The sequence below is a fragment of the Nocardia sp. NBC_01388 genome (genome assembly GCF_045040085.1).
Taxonomy (GTDB): Bacteria; Actinomycetota; Actinomycetes; order Mycobacteriales; family Mycobacteriaceae; genus Nocardia.
In genome coordinates this window covers 6220596-6237889 of sequence record NZ_CP109553.1, presented here as the reverse complement: position 1 = coordinate 6237889, position 17294 = coordinate 6220596, and the positions used below count along the sequence as shown (strand labels likewise).

Genomic DNA, 17294 nt, shown 5'->3' with positions numbered 1-17294 from the left:
AGGGGCCGCAGCGAGCCCGGCGCCGGACCCGAAACCCGGTGGTGCGCCGGTCAACCCGCCAGGGGGCGGCGTGCCATACCGGGCCTGACCAGGTCTTGCGCGCATTCGCAGCCACCCGCAACATCGGAGCAGTCGGCGCGGAAGGGGTGGCGTAGCCGATCGGTATCGGCGCACGCCCAATCCGTGCACTCGGCGGAACCGTCGGCATGCGCGATCAGTGTCCCGTGACAGTGATCGAGGACCGATACGCAGAGCGAGCAGGTTGCGTGGCTCATAAAACCTCCTTCGATCGTCGCTGTAAATCCAAGCACTCGGGTGTGACAACTGTGGGAGGTCGCCGCGTGTCGTCCGATCTGTCGGGAATAAGCCCGCGTGTCAGGGCACTGGCGTGGTGAACTTGATTATGGGGATTCGTGTTTCCCTCGAACATCGCACGACGTATACCTTCGACCGCCCCGTGCAGATTCATCCGCACGTGGTTCGTTTGCGGCCTGCGCCGCATACGCGCACGGCCATCGAGGCGTACTCCATGCGGGTCGAGCCTGCTGATCACTGGGTCAACTGGCAGCAGGACGCCTTCGGGAATTTCCTTGCGCGCCTGGTCTTCCACGAACCCGCGACCGAACTCTCGGTGGTGATCGGCCTGGTCGCCGATATGGCCACGATCAATCCGTTCGACTTCTTCATCGAGGAGTACGCCGAGCACTTCCCGTTCACCTACGCGCCGGAGCTGGCCGCCGATCTGGAGCCGTATCTGCGGCCGGTGGACGAGCATCAAACCGGTTCCGGGCCGGGCGAATCGGTGCGCGACTGGGTGCGGCGGAACACACCGCGCGATCGGCCGCGCACCATCGAATTCCTGATCGCCCTGAATCAGGCGCTGCGCCAGGACGTCGACTACACCATCCGGCTGGAACCGGGCGTGCAGACGCCCGATCACACGTTGCGCGCCGCGCTCGGCTCGTGCCGGGATTCGGCCTGGCTGCTGGTGTCCATCCTGCGTGAGTTCGGGCTGGCCGCCCGCTTCGTCTCGGGCTACCTCATCCAACTGGCACAGGATGTTCCGTCGCTGGACGGGCCTTCGGGACCGCCCGCCGATTTCACCGATCTGCACGCCTGGACCGAGGTGTATCTGCCCGGTGCGGGCTGGATCGGATTGGATCCCACCTCCGGACTCTTCGCTGGAGAAGGTCATATCCCGCTCGCCGCGACCCCGCACCCAGTGTCCTCCGCGCCGATCACCGGCGCCACCGATCCGGTCAATGCCACGCTCGATTTCTCCAATACCGTGCGGCGGATCCACGAGGATCCACGAGTCACGCTGCCCTACAGTGATATCCAGTGGAATCGGATCACCGCCACCGGCGCGGCCATCGATTCGCGCACCAAGGCGGCAGGCATCGGACTCACCATGGGTGGTGAGCCCACCTTCGTCTCCATCGACGATCAGACCGGTGCGGAATGGACCACCGACGCGGACGGCCCGCACAAGCGCCAGCGCGCCGCCGACCTCGCACAGCGCCTGCGCCGCATCTACGCCCCGCGTGGCCTCGTGCAATACCGCCAGGGCAAGTGGTATCCGGGAGAACCCCTGCCGCGCTGGGAAATCGCCACCCTCTGGCGCGCCGATGGCGAAGCACTCTGGCTCAACCCCGAACTCCTCGCCGACCCCTGGCTGCCCACCGCCGCCCCACCGCTAGGCCGCTCTCCCGCCGCGCCCCAGGACATTGCCCGCGAGCGGCCGGACGATACCGGCGGAGAGCAGCGCAAAGACGTTGGCGGCGAACAGTATGAGAGCGCAGGTCATCAGCAACCGGGGGAGGCGGAGGGCGAGCGAGCCGAAGGCGGCGAGCAGCGCGGCGATATCGGTGGTGAGCAGCGCGGGGACCCCGGCGAGCCGGGTACAGGACAGCCCGTGGTCGGTGGGAGCCGCGAAAGTTCCTCGAATGCGGCGCATTCCGCCTCGACGGTGAGTCAGCAGCAGCGGGCGAGTGCCGCGGTCGGGGAGGATGCCGCGGTTTCCGGGCTGCCGTGGCAGGCGGATGCGGCTGCGGCGCGTCTGCTGTTGAGCGAGGTTGCGGACGGGCTGGGGTTGCCGCATACGCAGATTCGGCCGGCGTTCGAGGATCCGCTGTTGCGGATGGCGGCGAAAGCGCGTGCGCCGGAAGGCGAACCGGTCGAGTCGGGGGAGGATCTCGCGCCCGAGCAGGATTCGGTGCAGGCGCGCAAGGAATTGCTGGCTCGGCTCGATACCGCGGTCACCGAGCCCGTCGCGTATGTGCTGCCGCTGTATCGGCGTGCGGACGAATCCGGGTGGGCGAGTTCGGACTGGCGGCTGCGGCGCGGTCGAATCATGTTGACGGAGGGCGATTCTCCGGCGGGTCTGCGATTGCCGTTGAACGCCATTTCCTGGCATGAGCCGCCGATCCCGTTCGAGGTGGACCCGGTGGTACCGCGCCCGCAGCCGCTCGCCGCGTATGAACCGCCCGCCGTGATCGAACCTGCCGACCGGGCGCCGATCACCGCGCTGGTGGTCGAGGTGCGAGACGGCCGGCTGTGCGTATTCCTGCCGCCCGTCGAGGAATTGGAAGCCTTCTTCGATCTGGTGTGCCGGGTGGAGGCGGCCGTGGTCGCGGTGGGTCAGCCGATCGTGCTGGAAGGCTATGCGCCGCCGGTCGACACCCGGCTGCACAGCCTGTCCATCACGCCGGATCCGGGCGTGATCGAGGTCAACATCCAGCCGACCGGCAGCTTCGCAGAGCAGTCCCGTCTTCTCGAAACCCTGTACGAGCAGGCGAGATTGGCGCGTCTGAGCACCGAGACCTTCGATATCGACGGCACGCACAGCGGCACCGGCGGCGGCAATCACATCACGCTGGGCGGTCGCACCCCGGCACAGTCACCGCTGCTGCGCCGCCCCGATCTGCTGGTCTCCATGCTCACCTATTGGCAGCGCCACCCGGCGCTGTCCTATCTGTTCTCCGGTCGCTTCATCGGCCCGACCTCGCAGGCGCCGCGGGCGGACGAATCGCGTCCGGACGCCCTGTACGACCTGGAGATAGCGTTCGCGGAGATCGCTCGGCTGTCACAGCGCAACACCGCTGGAAGCGGTTCGGCCACAGCTGGATTCGGCTCGGTCACCGGCGGCTCGATGGTGGCTGGCGGTTCGGCCGCCGGCGGCGCAGGGACGGGCGAGCACGGGTCGATCACCGGTACGCACGGCTCGATCGCAGGTGCGCGCGGCTCGGGCGGCGGCGGTGAAAGTGCCGCCGCCCCATGGATGGTGGATCGCGCCCTGCGGCATCTGCTGACCGATCTCACCGGCAATACCCACCGCGCCGAATTCTGCATCGACAAGCTGTACAGCCCGGACTCGGCGCGCGGGCGGCTCGGATTGGTGGAATTGCGCGGCTTCGAGATGCCGCCGCATTTCCGCATGGCCATGGTGCAGTCGCTGCTGGTGCGGGCGCTGGTGCTGCGGTTCTGGGAGCAGCCGTATACCGCGCCGTTACTGCGGCACGGGGCGAATCTGCACGGCCGATACCTGCTGCCGCACTTCCTGATCGCCGATATGTCCGAGGTCGCGGCCGATCTGCGCGCGCACGGCATCGATTTCGATATCAGCTGGCTGGATCCGTTCACCGAATTCCGTTTCCCGCGCATCGGCACGGTGGTACACGGGGGTATGGAGCTGGAATTGCGCGGCGCCATCGAACCGTGGAACACGCTGGGGGAGCAGACCACGCTCTCCGGCACCGCGCGCTATGTGGACTCCTCGGTGGAGCGCCTGCAGCTGCGGGTCGTCGGCGGCGATCGCGGCCGATACCTGATCACCTGCAATGGTTTTCCGGTACCGCTGCTGGCCACCGACAAGGCGGATGTGCAGGTGGCGGGCGTGCGCTTCCGGGCCTGGCAGCCGCCGAACTCGCTGCACCCGTCGATCACGGTGGATGCGCCGCTGGTCTTCGATGTGATCGATCTGGAGGCGGGGGTATCCCTGGGCGGGTGCACCTATTACGTATCGCATCCCGGCGGCATGTTCTATCCGTCGCCGCCGGTGAACGCGATGGTGGCGCAATCTCGGCGCAATCGTCGGTTCGAACCGAACGGCCACACTCCCGGCCCGGTCGATATCGCGGATCTGCGCGCCAAATCGGCCGTCCAGGCCACCGATGTCGGTGCGCCTGGGATCCTCGATCTACGCCGGGCACGCACGGTGTGGGGCATGACCGGCGACCGGTAGGCACACCCTGGGAAGTGGTAGCGGTGACAGTGTTCGACACGACGCCACCCGATGACGCCACGGCCGGCGGGCCCCACGGCTGGGGCGCCCCGGCCGGTGCGGGGGTGGCCGGCGAGTATGCGAAATACCGTGCGGCGGCGGCCGATACCGGTGCTTTCGACGCCTGCGGGCTGCCCACCGACGGCTACTACGACGAACTGGTGAACGGCGGCGGACGGCTGCGCCCGATCTGGTCCGAACTCTCCACCGACTTCCTGGAGCAGGGCCGCGACGGGCTGCACGCACTCGATTCCCGGGTACGGCGGCTGATCGAGGACGACGGAATCACCTACACCGAGCTCGGCGCCACCGCGAACGAGCCCGCCGCACCGCGACTCTGGCGGCTCGACCCGATTCCGCTGCTGCTGTCCGCCGAGGACTGGACCACCCTGGAGGCGGGCGTGGCACAGCGCTCGCGACTGCTGGATGCCGTGCTGACCGATGTGTACGGAGCGCGCCGCACCCTCACCGCGGGACTGCTCCCGCCGCAGGTGGTATTCGGGTGCGGCGGGTATATGCGTGCCGCGCACGGGATTTCGCTGCCCGGACGGCATCAGCTGTTTCTGCACGCCTGCGATGTCAGTCGCTGGAGCGATGGGCAGTTCCGGGTGCTGTCGGACTGGGCGCAGGCGCCCTCCGGCGCGGGTTATGCGATCGCGGATCGGCGCGTGGTGGCCTCGGCCATTCCGGAGGCCTTCGAACTGGCCAGTCCGCTGCCGATCACGCCGTTCGTGCGCGCCATGCGGCTCATGCTCGTGGAGGCCGCGCCGCATGCTGCCGACGAGGAACCGGTGGTCGTGGTGCTGAGCCCGGGGCCGCAGTCCGAAACCGCCTTCGATCAGGCATATCTCGCGTCGGTACTGGGTTTCCCGCTGGTGGAGAACGCCGATCTGGTGGTGCGGGACGGACGGCTGTGGATGCGTTCGCTCGGTACGCTCAAACAGGTCGATGTGGTGCTGCGCCGGGTGGACGCCGAATTCTCCGATCCGCTGGATCTGCGGCCGGATTCGCGCCTGGGCGTGGTGGGTCTGGTGGAGGTGCTGCGCCGGGGCGCGGTCACGGTGGTGAATACGCTCGGCAGCGGACTGCTGGAGAGCCCCGCTCTCGCCGCGTTCCTGCCGCAACTCTCGCGTGCCCTGCTGGATGAGGAGCTGAAACTCTCGAGCGTCGAAACCTACTGGGGTGGAGACGATTCCGCGCGCTCGCAGCTCATCGCCCAATTGCCGCGCCTGATTCTGCGCTCCACCGTCGACGGCACCACGGTTTTCGGGCACCTGCTCACGGCGGCACAGCGCGCCGAGTGGCGAGCCCGCATCAACGCCGAAGGCTGGAAGTGGGTGGGCCGCGAGCCCGCCCGCTTCTCGGTGGCTCCCGCCGTCTCCGGTTCCGGGGATCTGCACGCGGCCCCCGTCGCCGTCCGGCTCTTCTCGCTGGCCGGCCGGGTCGGATACCGCGTCATGGCAGGCGGACTCGGCCAACTGCATCAGCGCACCGGCCCCGACGGCATGATCGGCGAAGCGGCCGCCAAGGACATCTGGGTCCGCGCCCTGCCCGCCGACGTCCCCGCCGTCGAGGTCCCGGAGGAGCGCGAACGCCGTGCCCCCGCCGCCCCCGCCCTGGACGTCATCAGCTCTCCCCGTGTGCTCAACGACCTGTTCTGGATGGGCCGCTACAGCGAACGCGCCGAGTCCACCGTCCGTCTCCTCAGCGCCACCCACGACCGCTACCAGGACTACCGCTACCGCCCCTGGATGGAAGGCGCCGAAGCCATGCCCATCCTGGTGGCCGCCCTCGGCCACATGACCGGCACCACCCCACCCCTCCCCAGAACCTCCGCCGCCCAGCAGCATTCGGGCGCCTGTGAACCCGACTCGGCTGCGCGGCAAACGGATTCGCCCCAGCAGGACGACACCGGTCAATCCCCGCCCGCCGGCGGGCAGCCGGATGCTGCGCCCGTCGTGAGGGGACAGCACCAAGGCCCATCCGGGCAATCGCAGACCTCCGGTGCACAGCGGCAGGGTTCGGGTGGGCAATCGCAGAGCTCCGGTGGGCAGCGGCAGGGTGCAGGTGGGCAATCGCAAGGCTCGGGTGGGCAGTCGCAGGGTTCGGGTGGGCAATCGCAGAGCTCCGGTGGGCAGCGGCAGGGTGCAGGTGGGCAATCGCAAGGCGTGAGTGGGCAATCGCAAGGTGCGGGTGGGCAGCAGCAGGGCTCGGGTGGGTTCCGGCCGAGCCGGCGGGAGTATTCCGATCAGCCGACGGTGCCGATCGCGTTGCCGGGGGCTTCGCGGCGGGATCATGCGTATCTGGTGTCGTTGACGGTGGATCGGGAGTTGTCGGGGTCGCTGGCCTATGCGGTGGAGCGGTACGGGCAGGCGGCGCGGGCGGTGCGCGATCAGCTTTCGCCGGATACCTGGATGGTGCTCGGGTCGGTGGATCGGGCGCTGTCGGAATACCGTGGGGCGCGGGGGGATCGGGGAGCGGCGCTGTCGGCGGTGCATTCGCGCGCACTGGCGGCGCTGCTGTCGCTGTCGGGCATCGACGCGGAATCGACTGTGCGCGATACCGGCTGGCATGTGATGGATATCGGCCGGCGGATCGAGCGGGGACTCGCGCTGTCCTCGCTGCTCGCGGCGGCGCTCACCGATAGCTATCCGGAGCCGATCGGCCGGGTGGTCGTCGACGCGGTGCTGCAGGCGACCGTGTCCGCGGTGAGTTATCGCCGCCGCCACCGGGATTCGGTGCGATTATCCGCTGTTGCGGGCTTGCTGCTGTTCGATTCGAGCAATCCGCGCTCGCTCGCCTATCAGCTGGAGCGTCTCGAAGCCGATTTCCTGGCGCTGCCCGCGGCCTCCGGATCCTCACGCCCGCAACGCCTGCTGACCGATGCTCAGCGCATGCTGCGCCGGGTCGATCCCGCCGATCTGGAGATCGTCGACGCCACCGGCTGCTACACCGAACTCGCCGAACTGCTCGACGGTGTTCACCTGCGGCTGCGCAAGATATCCGAATCCTTCGAGACCACAAGGCTTTCGGTGCCACGTGAAACACAGCCGCTGTGGGGCACCACCCGGGTGGTGGGGTGAGGGTGCGCCGCTATCGGGTATTACATCGCACGATCTACGTGTACTCGGACGTGGTCTCCAGTTCGTACGGACGCGCCTATCTGACGCCCCGTGAATTCCCTGGTCAGCGCCTGCGGTCGCACGATGTCCGGATCGATCCGGTGCCTTCGGACCGTTCGGTCGGCGCGGATGTGTACGGCAATACCACCCTGTATTTCCATGTCACCGCCGAACATCGCCGCCTGGAGGTGACCGGTGAATCGATGGTGGAGGTGACCAGCCGGCTCCCGCCGCCGGACTCCGTCTCGTGGGAGCAGGCCCGCCCCGGCATCGAAAACGGCCCGCTCGCGGTGGAATTCACCATGGATCTGAATCCGCCGGAGCTCAATCCCGAGATCGCCGCCTATGCCGCCGAATCGTTCCCGCCGGGTCGCCCGCTACTCGAGGCGGTCACCGAGCTGACGGCCCGCATCTACACCGACTTCACCTACAAATCCGGTTCCACCACCGTGAGCACCCGCGTCGCCGATGTCTTCATCGCCCGCAAGGGCGTCTGCCAGGATTTCGCCCGCCTCGCCCTCGCCTGCCTGCGCTCGCAGGGCCTGGCCGCCCGCTACGTCTCCGGCTATCTCGCCACCAACCCGCCACCCGGCAAGCCCCGCCTGATCGGCGCGGACGCCACGCACGCCTGGGCGACGGTATGGCTGCCCGCCGGTTCCGGCGACGGCCACTGGATCGATTTCGACCCCACCAACAATAAATTCGCCGACGAGCGCTACGTGACCCTGGCCTGGGGCCGCGACTACGCAGACGTGCCGCCGGTGCGCGGCATCATCTACACCGACGCGAAGGAGAGCACCATTACCGTGTCCGTCGACGTCGCTCCAGTCGAGGTGTGAGTTATGCGTGATTTCAACTGCCCCCGATGCGGCCAGCGCCTGGCCTTCGAGAACTCGCTGTGCCTGAGTTGCCGCAGCCCACTCGGTTTCAGTCTGGCCGAGCGAACGCTCCTGGTGCTGGCGAGTGAATCCGCTCCCGCGAACGGCGGCACCGTGGCTGCCTCGGAGTTCCGATTGTGCTCCAACCAGCATGTTGCGCAATGTAATTGGCTGGTCAAGGCCGGGCCCGGCACGGTGCTGTGCGAATCCTGCCGCCTCACCCGCACCCGCCCCGCCGATCAGGACGACAAATGGCTGGCGGCGTTCGCCGAGGCCGAGACCGCCAAGCGCCGCCTGGTCCTGGAGCTCACCGAACTCGGCCTGCCCATTGTGGACCGGGTCGCCGATCCGGAGTTCGGCCTCGCCTTCGACCTGCTGGCCAGTGCCGAGGAACCGGTCATGACCGGCCACGACAATGGCGTCATCACCCTCGATCTGGCCGAGAGCGACGATGTGCACCGCGAGCAACTCCGCATCGAGATGGACGAGCCGTACCGCACCCTGCTCGGTCACTTCCGCCACGAGATCGGCCACTACTACTTCCCGGTCCTGGTCGCAGGCGCCGACCTGGATCGCTCCCGCGCTCTCTTCGGCGACCCCTTCGCCGACTATCAGGAGGCCCTGGACCGGCACTACTCCGAGGGTCCGCCGCGGGGTTGGGAGTCCAGTCACGTCTCCTCATACGCCACCATGCATCCGGCCGAGGACTGGGCCGAAACCTTCGCCCACTACCTGCACATCCGGGACACCCTCGATACCGCCGCGGCTTTCGGTTTCGCTCCGGCGGGCGCGACCCTGGACCGTCCGCAGCTGGGCGAGGCCGGTTTCGACCGCATCATCGAACTGTGGCTGCCGCTGACCTGGGCGCTGAATATGGTCAACCGGTCCATGGGACACCCCGATCTGTATCCGTTCGTGCTGGCCGGGCCGGTGCTCGACAAGATGCGATTCATCCATGAACTCTGCGCGCGTCCGGTAGATAGCTAGCCGGGCTTCCGGGCACTCATTGCCGCCCTGTAAACTCGTGATCATCATGCAGCGGGCAAGCCTTCTCCTCGGCCGCCGCGACGGGGTCTGATACGGACCGGCGCCCGTCGCGGGTGTTAGTCGTGCCGGTCTACCCCAACCCTGGGATCCAGCCACACTCTCGGAGATAATCGCCATGTCACCCGCTGATGCTTTCGTTTCCGGCTCTCGCACGATCAATGTGCCGAGCAAGCCCGCTCCTGCCGACCAGCCTGCCTGGAATACGCAGAAGAACTCCTCCATGCCGACCTTCCGGTACCGGCCGTTCGCCGAGGAGGTCGAGCCGATCACGCTGCCCGACCGCACCTGGCCGAACAAGATCATCGACCGCGCGCCGTCCTGGTGCGCCGTGGATCTGCGCGACGGCAATCAGGCGCTGATCGACCCGATGAGCCCGGCGCGCAAGCGGCGCATGTTCGATCTGCTGGTCCGCATGGGCTACAAGGAGATCGAGGTCGGGTTCCCCGCGGCCAGCCAGACCGATTTCGACTTCGTCCGCGAGATCATCGAGGACGGCGCGATTCCGGACGATGTCACCATTCAGGTGCTGACGCAGTCCCGGGCCGAGCTGATCGAGCGCACCTTCGAGGCGTGCGCCGGTGCGCCGCAGGCCATCGTGCACTTCTACAACTCGACCTCGATCCTGCAGCGCCGCGTGGTCTTCCGCGCGGACCGCGAGGCCGTGAAGAAGATCGCCACCGACGCCGCGTCGCTGTGCCTGGAGATCGAGAAGAAGTACCCGGACACCAACTGGCGCTACGAGTACAGCCCGGAGTCCTACACCGGCACCGAGCTGGATTACGCACTGGACGTGTGTGATTCGGTCTCCGCGATCATCGCGCCGACTCCCGAGAAGCCGCTGATCATCAACCTGCCGGCGACCGTGGAGATGGCAACCCCGAACGTCTACGCCGATTCCATCGAGTGGATGAGCCGCAATCTGGCTCGCCGCGATTCCATCGTGCTGTCGCTGCATCCGCACAATGACCGCGGCACCGCCGTGGCCGCCGCCGAACTGGGTTACCAGGCCGGCGCGGATCGCATCGAGGGCTGCCTGTTCGGCAATGGTGAGCGCACCGGCAATGTCTGCCTGGTGACGCTGGGGATGAATCTGTTCTCGCGCGGTGTGGATCCGCAGATCGACTTCAGCAATATCGACGAGATCCGCCGCACGGTCGAATACTGCAACCAGCTGCCGGTGGCCGAGCGCCACCCATACGGCGGCGACCTGGTCTACACCGCGTTCTCCGGATCGCACCAGGACGCCATCAACAAGGGCCTGGACGCCATGAAGACCGCCGCCGACGCCGCGGATTCCGATGTGGCCGATATGACCTGGGCGGTCCCGTACCTGCCCATCGATCCGAAGGATGTCGGCCGCACGTACGAGGCTGTCATCCGGGTCAATTCGCAGTCCGGCAAGGGCGGCGTCGCCTACATCATGAAGACCGATCACGGGCTGGTGCTGCCGCGCCGCCTGCAGATCGAATTCTCGCAGGCCGTGCAGAAGATCACCGACGGTGAGGGCGGCGAGGTCACCCCGAAGGAGATGTGGGATGTCTTCTCCGAGGAGTACCTGACCCCGATCCTGCCGCTGGAGCGCATCCGCCAGAAGGTCACCGCCTCCGAATTGGACGGCGGCGTCGATCACATCGAGGCCGTGGTCAAGGTGGACGGGGTCGAACAGGCCATCTCCGGTGAGGGCAATGGCCCGCTCGCCTCGTTCGTGGATGCGCTGGCGACCATCGGATACGACGTGCGGGTACTGGACTACAGCGAGCACGCCATGTCCTCCGGTGACGACGCCCAGGCCGCGGCCTACGTCGAATGCGCGATCGGCGACAAGGTGACCTGGGGCGTGGGCATCGCCACCTCGATCACCACCGCTTCTCTGCGGGCTGTCGTTTCCGCAGTGAACCGTGCGGCTCGCGAGGGCTGACCCCGCCTCCCCGAACCTTTAGCGCCCGCCTCCCCGAACCTTTAGCGCACGGCTGAGTGCCGTCAAGGGTTGGGAACGCGTGCTTGCGGTTGGGTGCCCAGCAGATTGTGGACGTACCCGACGAGTTACCCGGACCTCACGAAATCAGTTGTCACGTTCGCGAGGTCCGGGCAGGGTTTGCTGCTGTGCCCGATGAACTCCCGGTTGCGGTGCAGTTGCCTGGGGGTGCAAAGGTTTACCAGGCCAGGGTGTGCGGCGGTTGGCAATGCTAGCGTTGGATTGCATTAGCGCCGAGCTCTCTGTTCGAGCTGTCGAGCAGATGGGGGACACGTGACCACGAACGATCAGAATTCGAAGTCGAAGCCCGCGCCGGGCACGACCGGGGATGGCGACGACGTCAAGGACGACGCCGCATCCGCCGGGGCTGCGCCGGAGCCGGGTACGGGCGCCGCGGAGTCGCCGGGCGAGGGTGAGCAGCCGGGGTCGGGGTTCTTCCCGCCGGTTCCCGACTCGATCGAGCAGACCACCGCCTTCCAGGCCGAGGGCGGGCAGTTCGCGCAGTCGTACGGCCAGGGGCAGCCGCACCCGTTCGCGCCGCAGGGCCCCGGTGACGGGCCGAATCCCTTTGCGCCCGGCGGGTTCCCGCCGGCGGGGCCGTACGGTGCTCCGGGTCCGTTCGCGGGCGGTCCGAACGGACCGTTCGAGGGGCAGGGTCCGTTCGCCGGACCAGGACTCAACGGTCCGGGTGGGCCGTACCAGCAGGGGTTCCAGAACTCCGGCAATCATCAGATGCCGGATGCCGGGCAGTTCGCGCCGCCGCCGAATCCCGGTGCGCCGGGTGCGTTTCCGCCGCCCGAGGGCACCTACGGCGAGGTCCGCGACAACACTCCGTACGGCGAGATCCGGCAGGAAATCGGCAGCGACGGCATGGTTCGCCGAGTGTTTCCCGATCAGCCCGCGCCGCCGGAGCCGGGTGCGCCCGGTCAGTTCGGTGGACCGGGGCAGCAGTTCGCACCGGGCAATGATCAGCCGGGCGGGCCGATCTACAGCTGGTCCCCGCCGCCCGCACAGCAGCAGCCGCCGATGCAGCAGGGCGGACAGCCGCCGATGCCGCCGGGCGGTTATCCGCCGCAGGGCTGGAACGGTCAGCCGCCGCAGGGCTTTCCGATGCAGCAGGGCGGTTTTCAGCAGCCGCCGCCTCCGGGGCATTCGGTCAATGATCTGAACCTGTTGAAGCGGGCGCGCCGGGCGCCGCGCAGCGGGTGGCGCCGAGCCGTGCACAAGGCCTCCGGCGGTGTGATCAACCCGGGTGAGTCGCCCGCGGATGTGGTGCACGCGCAGCTGGTGGATCGGGTCAATCAGCCGGTGCGCGGTGACTACCGCATTGCGATCCTGTCGCTCAAGGGCGGTGTCGGAAAGACCACCACCACAGTCGGTCTCGGTTCCACCTTCGCTTCCGAGCGCGGTGACCGGGTCATTGCCATCGACGCCAATCCCGACCTGGGCACCCTCGCCCACCGGGTGCCACGGCAGACCCGCTCCACGGTGCGGAACCTGCTGGAGGACAACCACATCTCCCGCTACTCCGATGTGCGCGCCCACACCTCGCAGGCGCCCAGCCGCCTGGAAGTGCTTGCCAGTGAGCAGGATCCGGCGGTTTCGGAGGCGTTCAGCGAGGCCGACTACCGCAAGGCCATCGGCATCCTGCAGCAGTTCTACAACATCATCCTCACCGACTGCGGTACCGGACTGATGCATTCGGCCATGTCGGGCGTGCTCGATATGGCGAGCTCGCTGGTGCTGGTGACCTCGCCCGCCATCGACGGCGCACGCAGCGCCTCGGCCACCCTGGACTGGCTCGATCACCACGGCTACCACAAGCTGGTGGAACGAACCGTGGTGGTGGTGAACGCTTCTCGCAAGGGTTCCTCGACCGTGGACCTGGATCAGCTCCGCAAGCTCTTCCTGGACCGCACCCGCGCCGTCCAGGTGGTGCCCTTCGACGATCACCTCGCCGAAGGCGCGGAGATCGATCTCGAATTGGTGGGCAAACCCACTCGCCAAGCCCTCCTCGAACTGGCCGCCATGGTCGCCGACGACTTCGGCTACCACGCCAGCCGACAGGGTCCGCCCCCGCACCAGCAGCGCTGACCCGAACCCCCGCAACACAACCAACGCCCCGCAGCTGCGGGGCGTTGGTTGTTCAGCACGCACCATCCGACCCCGGCGCATACTCCCCTCCGTCATCCCGGCATGTACTTCACTCCGTCATTCCGGCATGCGCCGGCCGGGATCCACACCCGCAGCTGCCAAGTAGGTGTGCCGCGCGGGAAATCGCATCGAACAGCCCGTGTCTCGGCCGGACAGCCGCTATCGGGGCTGTGCGGCGGGGCACGGGCTGTGTGGTCGTGCGGGGTGGGTCAGGCGTGGACGAGGGGGGAGAGGGCGCGGCCGGCCAGTTCTACGGTGCCGGGCTCGTGGCCGCCGGTGACGAGGTTGACGATGAGGCCGTCGATGCCGTGGTCGAGGACTCGGGTTTGGAACTGTTCGGCGACCTCGTCGGGCGTGCCGACGAATTGGCGGTCGGCGGGGGACTGGCGCAGAGCCTCGGCGGGCAGCGAGGACAGGTCGGCAATGCCTTGGCGGGCAAGCAGATCGGCTTGGATCTTGCGGGCGCGGTCGCCGTCCTCATCGACGATGACGAAGGCCAGGAAGCTGGTTTCCAGCGTCTTCGGATCGCGGCCGGCCTCGTCGAGGCGGGCGTGCAGGGCCTTGAGTTTGCGGGGGATCTCGGAGGCGTTGCAGATGATATTGAGGTGGTCGGCGAAGCGGGCGGCCAGGGCGAAGGTCTTCTTCTCGCCGCCACCGCCGAGCATGATCGGCAGGTCGTCGCGGACGCGGGGCTCGTTCATGGCGTCCTTGGTGTGGTACCACTTGCCGTCGAAGGTGGAATGCTCGCCGCGCAGCATCGGCGTGATGATTTCGAGGGCTTCCTCGAGGCGTTCGAAACGCTCGGTGAAGGTGCCGAATTCGAAGCCGTAGGCCTGGTGCTCCAGCTCGAACCAGCCCGCGCCGATGCCGAGCACGGCCCGGCCGCGGCTCACCACGTCCAGGGTGGTGACGGTCTTGGCGGTGAGTGCCGGATTGCGGTAGGTATTGCCGGTCACCAAGGCGGACAACTGGATTCGCTCGGTGGAGGCCGCCAGACCGGACAGCGCGGTGTACGCCTCCAGCATGGGCTCGCTGGGCGCGCCGATCAGTGGCAGCTGATAGAAGTGGTCCATGACGAAGGCGGCGTCGAATCCCGCGGCCTCCGCCTCGCGCGCCTGCGCGACAACCGCCGGGAACAGGTCGCGCCCCGGCACTCCGTAGCTGAAGTTGGGCATTTGGTATCCGAGACGAATGCTCATGCGGTCAACGCTATGACCTGGAGTGCACTCCAAGTCAAGAGCTGCGGCGGTATGGCGCGGCGGGTGGTGTGGCCGGCGGTGCTGCCGCGCGCGGGCGGGTGCCGGAGCTACGGCTCGCCTGCGCCGCCGCGGCGGCCTGTCGCAGCGAATGATCCAGTCGCGCAGTTACCTTTGCTGATCGTCCGGCCCTGTGGCCCTGCGGGCGGCGGCCTGGAATGCGGCGAGGACGGTGGCCACCGCGGGACGCTTCTCGGCGTGCGGGCGGGTGGCCAGGTCGTAGAGGCGGGCGGCGCGGACTCCGGCCAGGCGGAGCATGACCACGTCCGGGTGGCGTACCGCGTGCCGGGGCATGAGGGCGATGCCGTAGCCCGAGGCGACCAGCGCTTCGATTACCGTGAAGTCGTTGAGCCGCTGAGCAATTCGCGGTTGTACGCCGGTGACGGTGGCAATGGAGCGCAGCACGTCGTCGACCGGGAATCCGCCGCGCACACTCAGCCAGGTCTCGTCGGCGAGTTCGGCGGGCACCACCGCGCCGTGCCCGGCCAGTCGATGATTCGGCCCGACCACCACGTCGATCGGCTCCCGCATGAGCACCCGCGAGGCCACCCGTGGCCCGCCGATCGATGCCGCCCGTTCGTCACGATGGGTGAGCACCACGTCGTAATCGGCCAGCAATCGCGGTACTTCGACCGCCGGCACATCCTCGTCCCGAGCCACCATCTCCACTCCGCTGCCCGCCAATTCGGCCAGCACCCGCGGCAGCAATAGCGCAGCCCCCGACGGGAACAGCGCCACCCGCACCTCCCCCCGCGGCGACCCGCGATAGGACGCCATCTCCGCCGCCGCCTTGTCCATGGCCGCCAGCACCTCATCCGCCCGCACCACCAGCGCCCGCCCCGCATCGGTCAACCGCACCCGCCGCCCATCCGGCTCCAGCAGCGCCACCCCCGCCTCCCGCGCCAGCACCTTCAACTGCTGCGACACCGCCGACGGCGTCATCGACAAGGCCGCCGCCACCGCCGCCACCGTCCCCCGATCCGCCAACTCCCGCAGAACCCGTAACCGCTCGATCGCCATCCCCGCTCCGCCGCGACTCTGGGCGAGCTCCGAATCATCCACGCGCACTGCGCCTTCCGATCCCTTGCTGGATCCTCTGCTCGCGTCGGGTGGGTGGGAAGGGCTGCCGGTAACGGCACCCGAAGCCGGGCCACCTGGCAGCGTGCCGGTATCGGAAGACTCGCTGTCGGTCTCAGCGTGGGACGTGTCATGCTCGTCGTTGCCGACGAGGGCCGCCTCACCGCGCCCGGGGCTTGTGCGCGCGCTGGATGCTCTTGGCCTGCGGGCGGTGTCCGCTCTGCCGACGTCGGTGGTCGCGCCGTGAGTGCTGTGGTCGGCGGGCGCCGGGGTGATTCGGCGGGGCCGGGCAGGGGTGCGCGGGGCGGGGTCGGGAATCGCCTGGGTGGTTGTGGCGGGGTCGGGTGGGAGGGCTGCGGTGGGTGGTTGGATGCGGCGTGGGGGTGGGACGGTGCGGGGTGGGTGGGGTGTGGGGTCTTCGGGGTGGGGCATGGGTAAGTTTTACTACATTGTTGGTGTGGATATATTCGATTGTTCTTACCTATTGGTGGCCTCACTATTCGGGGTATGACCAATCGTGATCGGGTGCTCGGGCTGGGCGTTGTGGTGCTGTGGGGACTGAATTTTCTGGCTATTCGGGTGGGGCTCGACCACTTTCCGCCGTTCTTCTTCGCGGGGTTGCGGTTCGCGGTGATCGCGGTGCCGGTGCTGATTTTCGTGCCGCGGCCGCAGGTGCCGTGGCGGTGGCTGCTGCTGTACGGCGTGGGATTCGGGATTCTGCAATTCGCATTCCTGTTCACGGCCATGCGGGAGGGCATGCTGACGGGGCTGTCGTCGCTGGTGTTGCAGTCGTCGGCGCCGTTCACGGTGCTGCTGGGCGCGGTGTTCCTGCGGGAGCGGCTGCGCGGCATCCAGCTGGCCGGTATCGCGGTCGCCCTGGCGGGGATGGGGGTGATCGGCTGGGACCGGTCGCACCATGCCGCGCTGCTGCCGGTGCTGCTGACCCTGGCGGCCGGGCTGGGCTGGGCGTTCGGCAATCTCGGATCACGGTTGGCCGCAGCCGAATCCGCGGGGCCTGCGGTGAATCCGCTGCATCTCACGCTGTGGATGGCGGTGGTGCCGCCGCTGCCGATGTTCGCGCTCTCGGCGCTCACCGAGGGCCCGGCCACCGGTTGGCACGATCTGGCCGCCTCCTTCTCGATGAGCGGCTGGCCGGCCTTCGCCGCACTGGCCTACATCGTGCTGCTCGGCACGATCGCGGGCTCGGGGTTGTGGACGTATCTGATGAGCCGCTACCCGGCGAGCACGGTGGCGCCGCTGTCGCTGGGCGTGCCGGTGGTGGGCATCGCGGCCTCCTGGGCGTTCCTGCACGAGACGCCGTCGGCGCTGTCGCTTGTGGGTGCGGCGATTGTCATCGCAGGCGCGTTCACAGCAACCTCGGCCGGGCGTCGAACGGTCTCGACTCCCAGCTCGGAGCCCCGGTCGGTGCCGGTGGAACCCGCCCCCCGGCTCGTCGAGGCCTAGCGAACGGTCGGCATCCTCGCAAAATCCGCAGACTCGCGG

10 protein-coding genes are annotated in these 17294 nt (G+C 68.2%); 7 read left to right on the top strand and 3 right to left on the bottom strand.

Annotation, left to right across the window (positions count from 1 at the left end; translation table 11 throughout):
* Positions 1-50: 50 nt before the first annotated feature.
* Positions 51-275 (bottom strand): hypothetical protein, encoded by a 225-nt coding sequence (locus tag OG716_RS30090; protein ID WP_405133895.1) that lies wholly within the window; start codon positions 273-275, stop codon positions 51-53.
* Between the two features lie 128 nt (positions 276-403).
* On the opposite strand from OG716_RS30090, the gene OG716_RS30085 reads away from it, so the two are divergent.
* From OG716_RS30085 to OG716_RS30060, 6 genes are all read left to right on the top strand, one after another.
* Positions 404-4243 (top strand): transglutaminase family protein, encoded by a 3840-nt coding sequence (locus OG716_RS30085; RefSeq protein ID WP_405133894.1) that lies wholly within the window; start codon positions 404-406, stop codon positions 4241-4243.
* Between the two features lie 23 nt (positions 4244-4266).
* A complete protein-coding gene (locus OG716_RS30080) occupies positions 4267-7365 on the top strand; it encodes a circularly permuted type 2 ATP-grasp protein (protein ID WP_405133893.1) in 3099 nt (1032 codons plus the stop codon).
* Positions 7362-8243: a transglutaminase N-terminal domain-containing protein gene (locus OG716_RS30075; RefSeq protein WP_405133892.1), complete on the top strand. Its 882-nt coding sequence runs from the start codon at positions 7362-7364 to the stop codon at positions 8241-8243. Before OG716_RS30080 ends, OG716_RS30075 begins: the two co-directional genes overlap by 4 nt.
* A 3-nt stretch (positions 8244-8246) precedes the next feature.
* On the top strand, positions 8247-9269 hold the full coding sequence (locus OG716_RS30070) for a putative zinc-binding metallopeptidase (RefSeq protein ID WP_405133891.1): 1023 nt from the start codon (positions 8247-8249) through the stop codon (positions 9267-9269).
* 175 nt (positions 9270-9444) lie between these two features.
* Positions 9445-11247, top strand: a complete 1803-nt coding sequence (gene leuA, locus OG716_RS30065; RefSeq protein WP_405133890.1) for a 2-isopropylmalate synthase — start codon at positions 9445-9447, stop codon at positions 11245-11247.
* Positions 11248-11577: 330 nt separating this feature from the next.
* A complete protein-coding gene (locus OG716_RS30060) occupies positions 11578-13398 on the top strand; it encodes an AAA family ATPase (protein WP_405133889.1) in 1821 nt (606 codons plus the stop codon).
* Between the two features lie 269 nt (positions 13399-13667).
* On the opposite strand, the gene OG716_RS30055 is transcribed toward OG716_RS30060, so the two are convergent.
* Positions 13668-14657, bottom strand: coding sequence for an LLM class F420-dependent oxidoreductase (locus OG716_RS30055; protein ID WP_405133888.1), 990 nt, complete (start codon positions 14655-14657; stop codon positions 13668-13670).
* A 165-nt stretch (positions 14658-14822) separates the two neighbouring features.
* Positions 14823-15734, bottom strand: coding sequence for a LysR family transcriptional regulator (locus OG716_RS30050; protein ID WP_405140004.1), 912 nt, complete (start codon positions 15732-15734; stop codon positions 14823-14825).
* Between the two features lie 564 nt (positions 15735-16298).
* Here OG716_RS30050 and OG716_RS30045 point away from each other — a divergent pair.
* Positions 16299-17255 carry an EamA family transporter gene (locus OG716_RS30045; RefSeq protein WP_405133887.1) on the top strand — a complete coding sequence of 319 codons (957 nt, stop codon included), beginning with the start codon at positions 16299-16301 and terminating at the stop codon, positions 17253-17255.
* Positions 17256-17294: the final 39 nt, after the last annotated feature.

Excerpts from the sequence above, each read along its gene's own strand:
- OG716_RS30050 (WP_405140004.1), bottom strand. The coding sequence starts at position 15,734 with ATGGCGATCGAGCGGTTACGGGTTCTGCGGGAGTTGGCGGATCGGGGG.
- OG716_RS30045 (WP_405133887.1), top strand. The coding sequence starts at position 16,299 with ATGACCAATCGTGATCGGGTGCTCGGGCTGGGCGTTGTGGTGCTGTGG.
- leuA (WP_405133890.1), top strand. The coding sequence starts at position 9,445 with ATGTCACCCGCTGATGCTTTCGTTTCCGGCTCTCGCACGATCAATGTG.
- OG716_RS30070 (WP_405133891.1), top strand. The coding sequence starts at position 8,247 with ATGCGTGATTTCAACTGCCCCCGATGCGGCCAGCGCCTGGCCTTCGAG.
- OG716_RS30090 (WP_405133895.1), bottom strand. The coding sequence starts at position 275 with ATGAGCCACGCAACCTGCTCGCTCTGCGTATCGGTCCTCGATCACTGT.
- OG716_RS30085 (WP_405133894.1), top strand. The coding sequence starts at position 404 with ATGGGGATTCGTGTTTCCCTCGAACATCGCACGACGTATACCTTCGAC.
- OG716_RS30055 (WP_405133888.1), bottom strand. The coding sequence starts at position 14,657 with ATGAGCATTCGTCTCGGATACCAAATGCCCAACTTCAGCTACGGAGTG.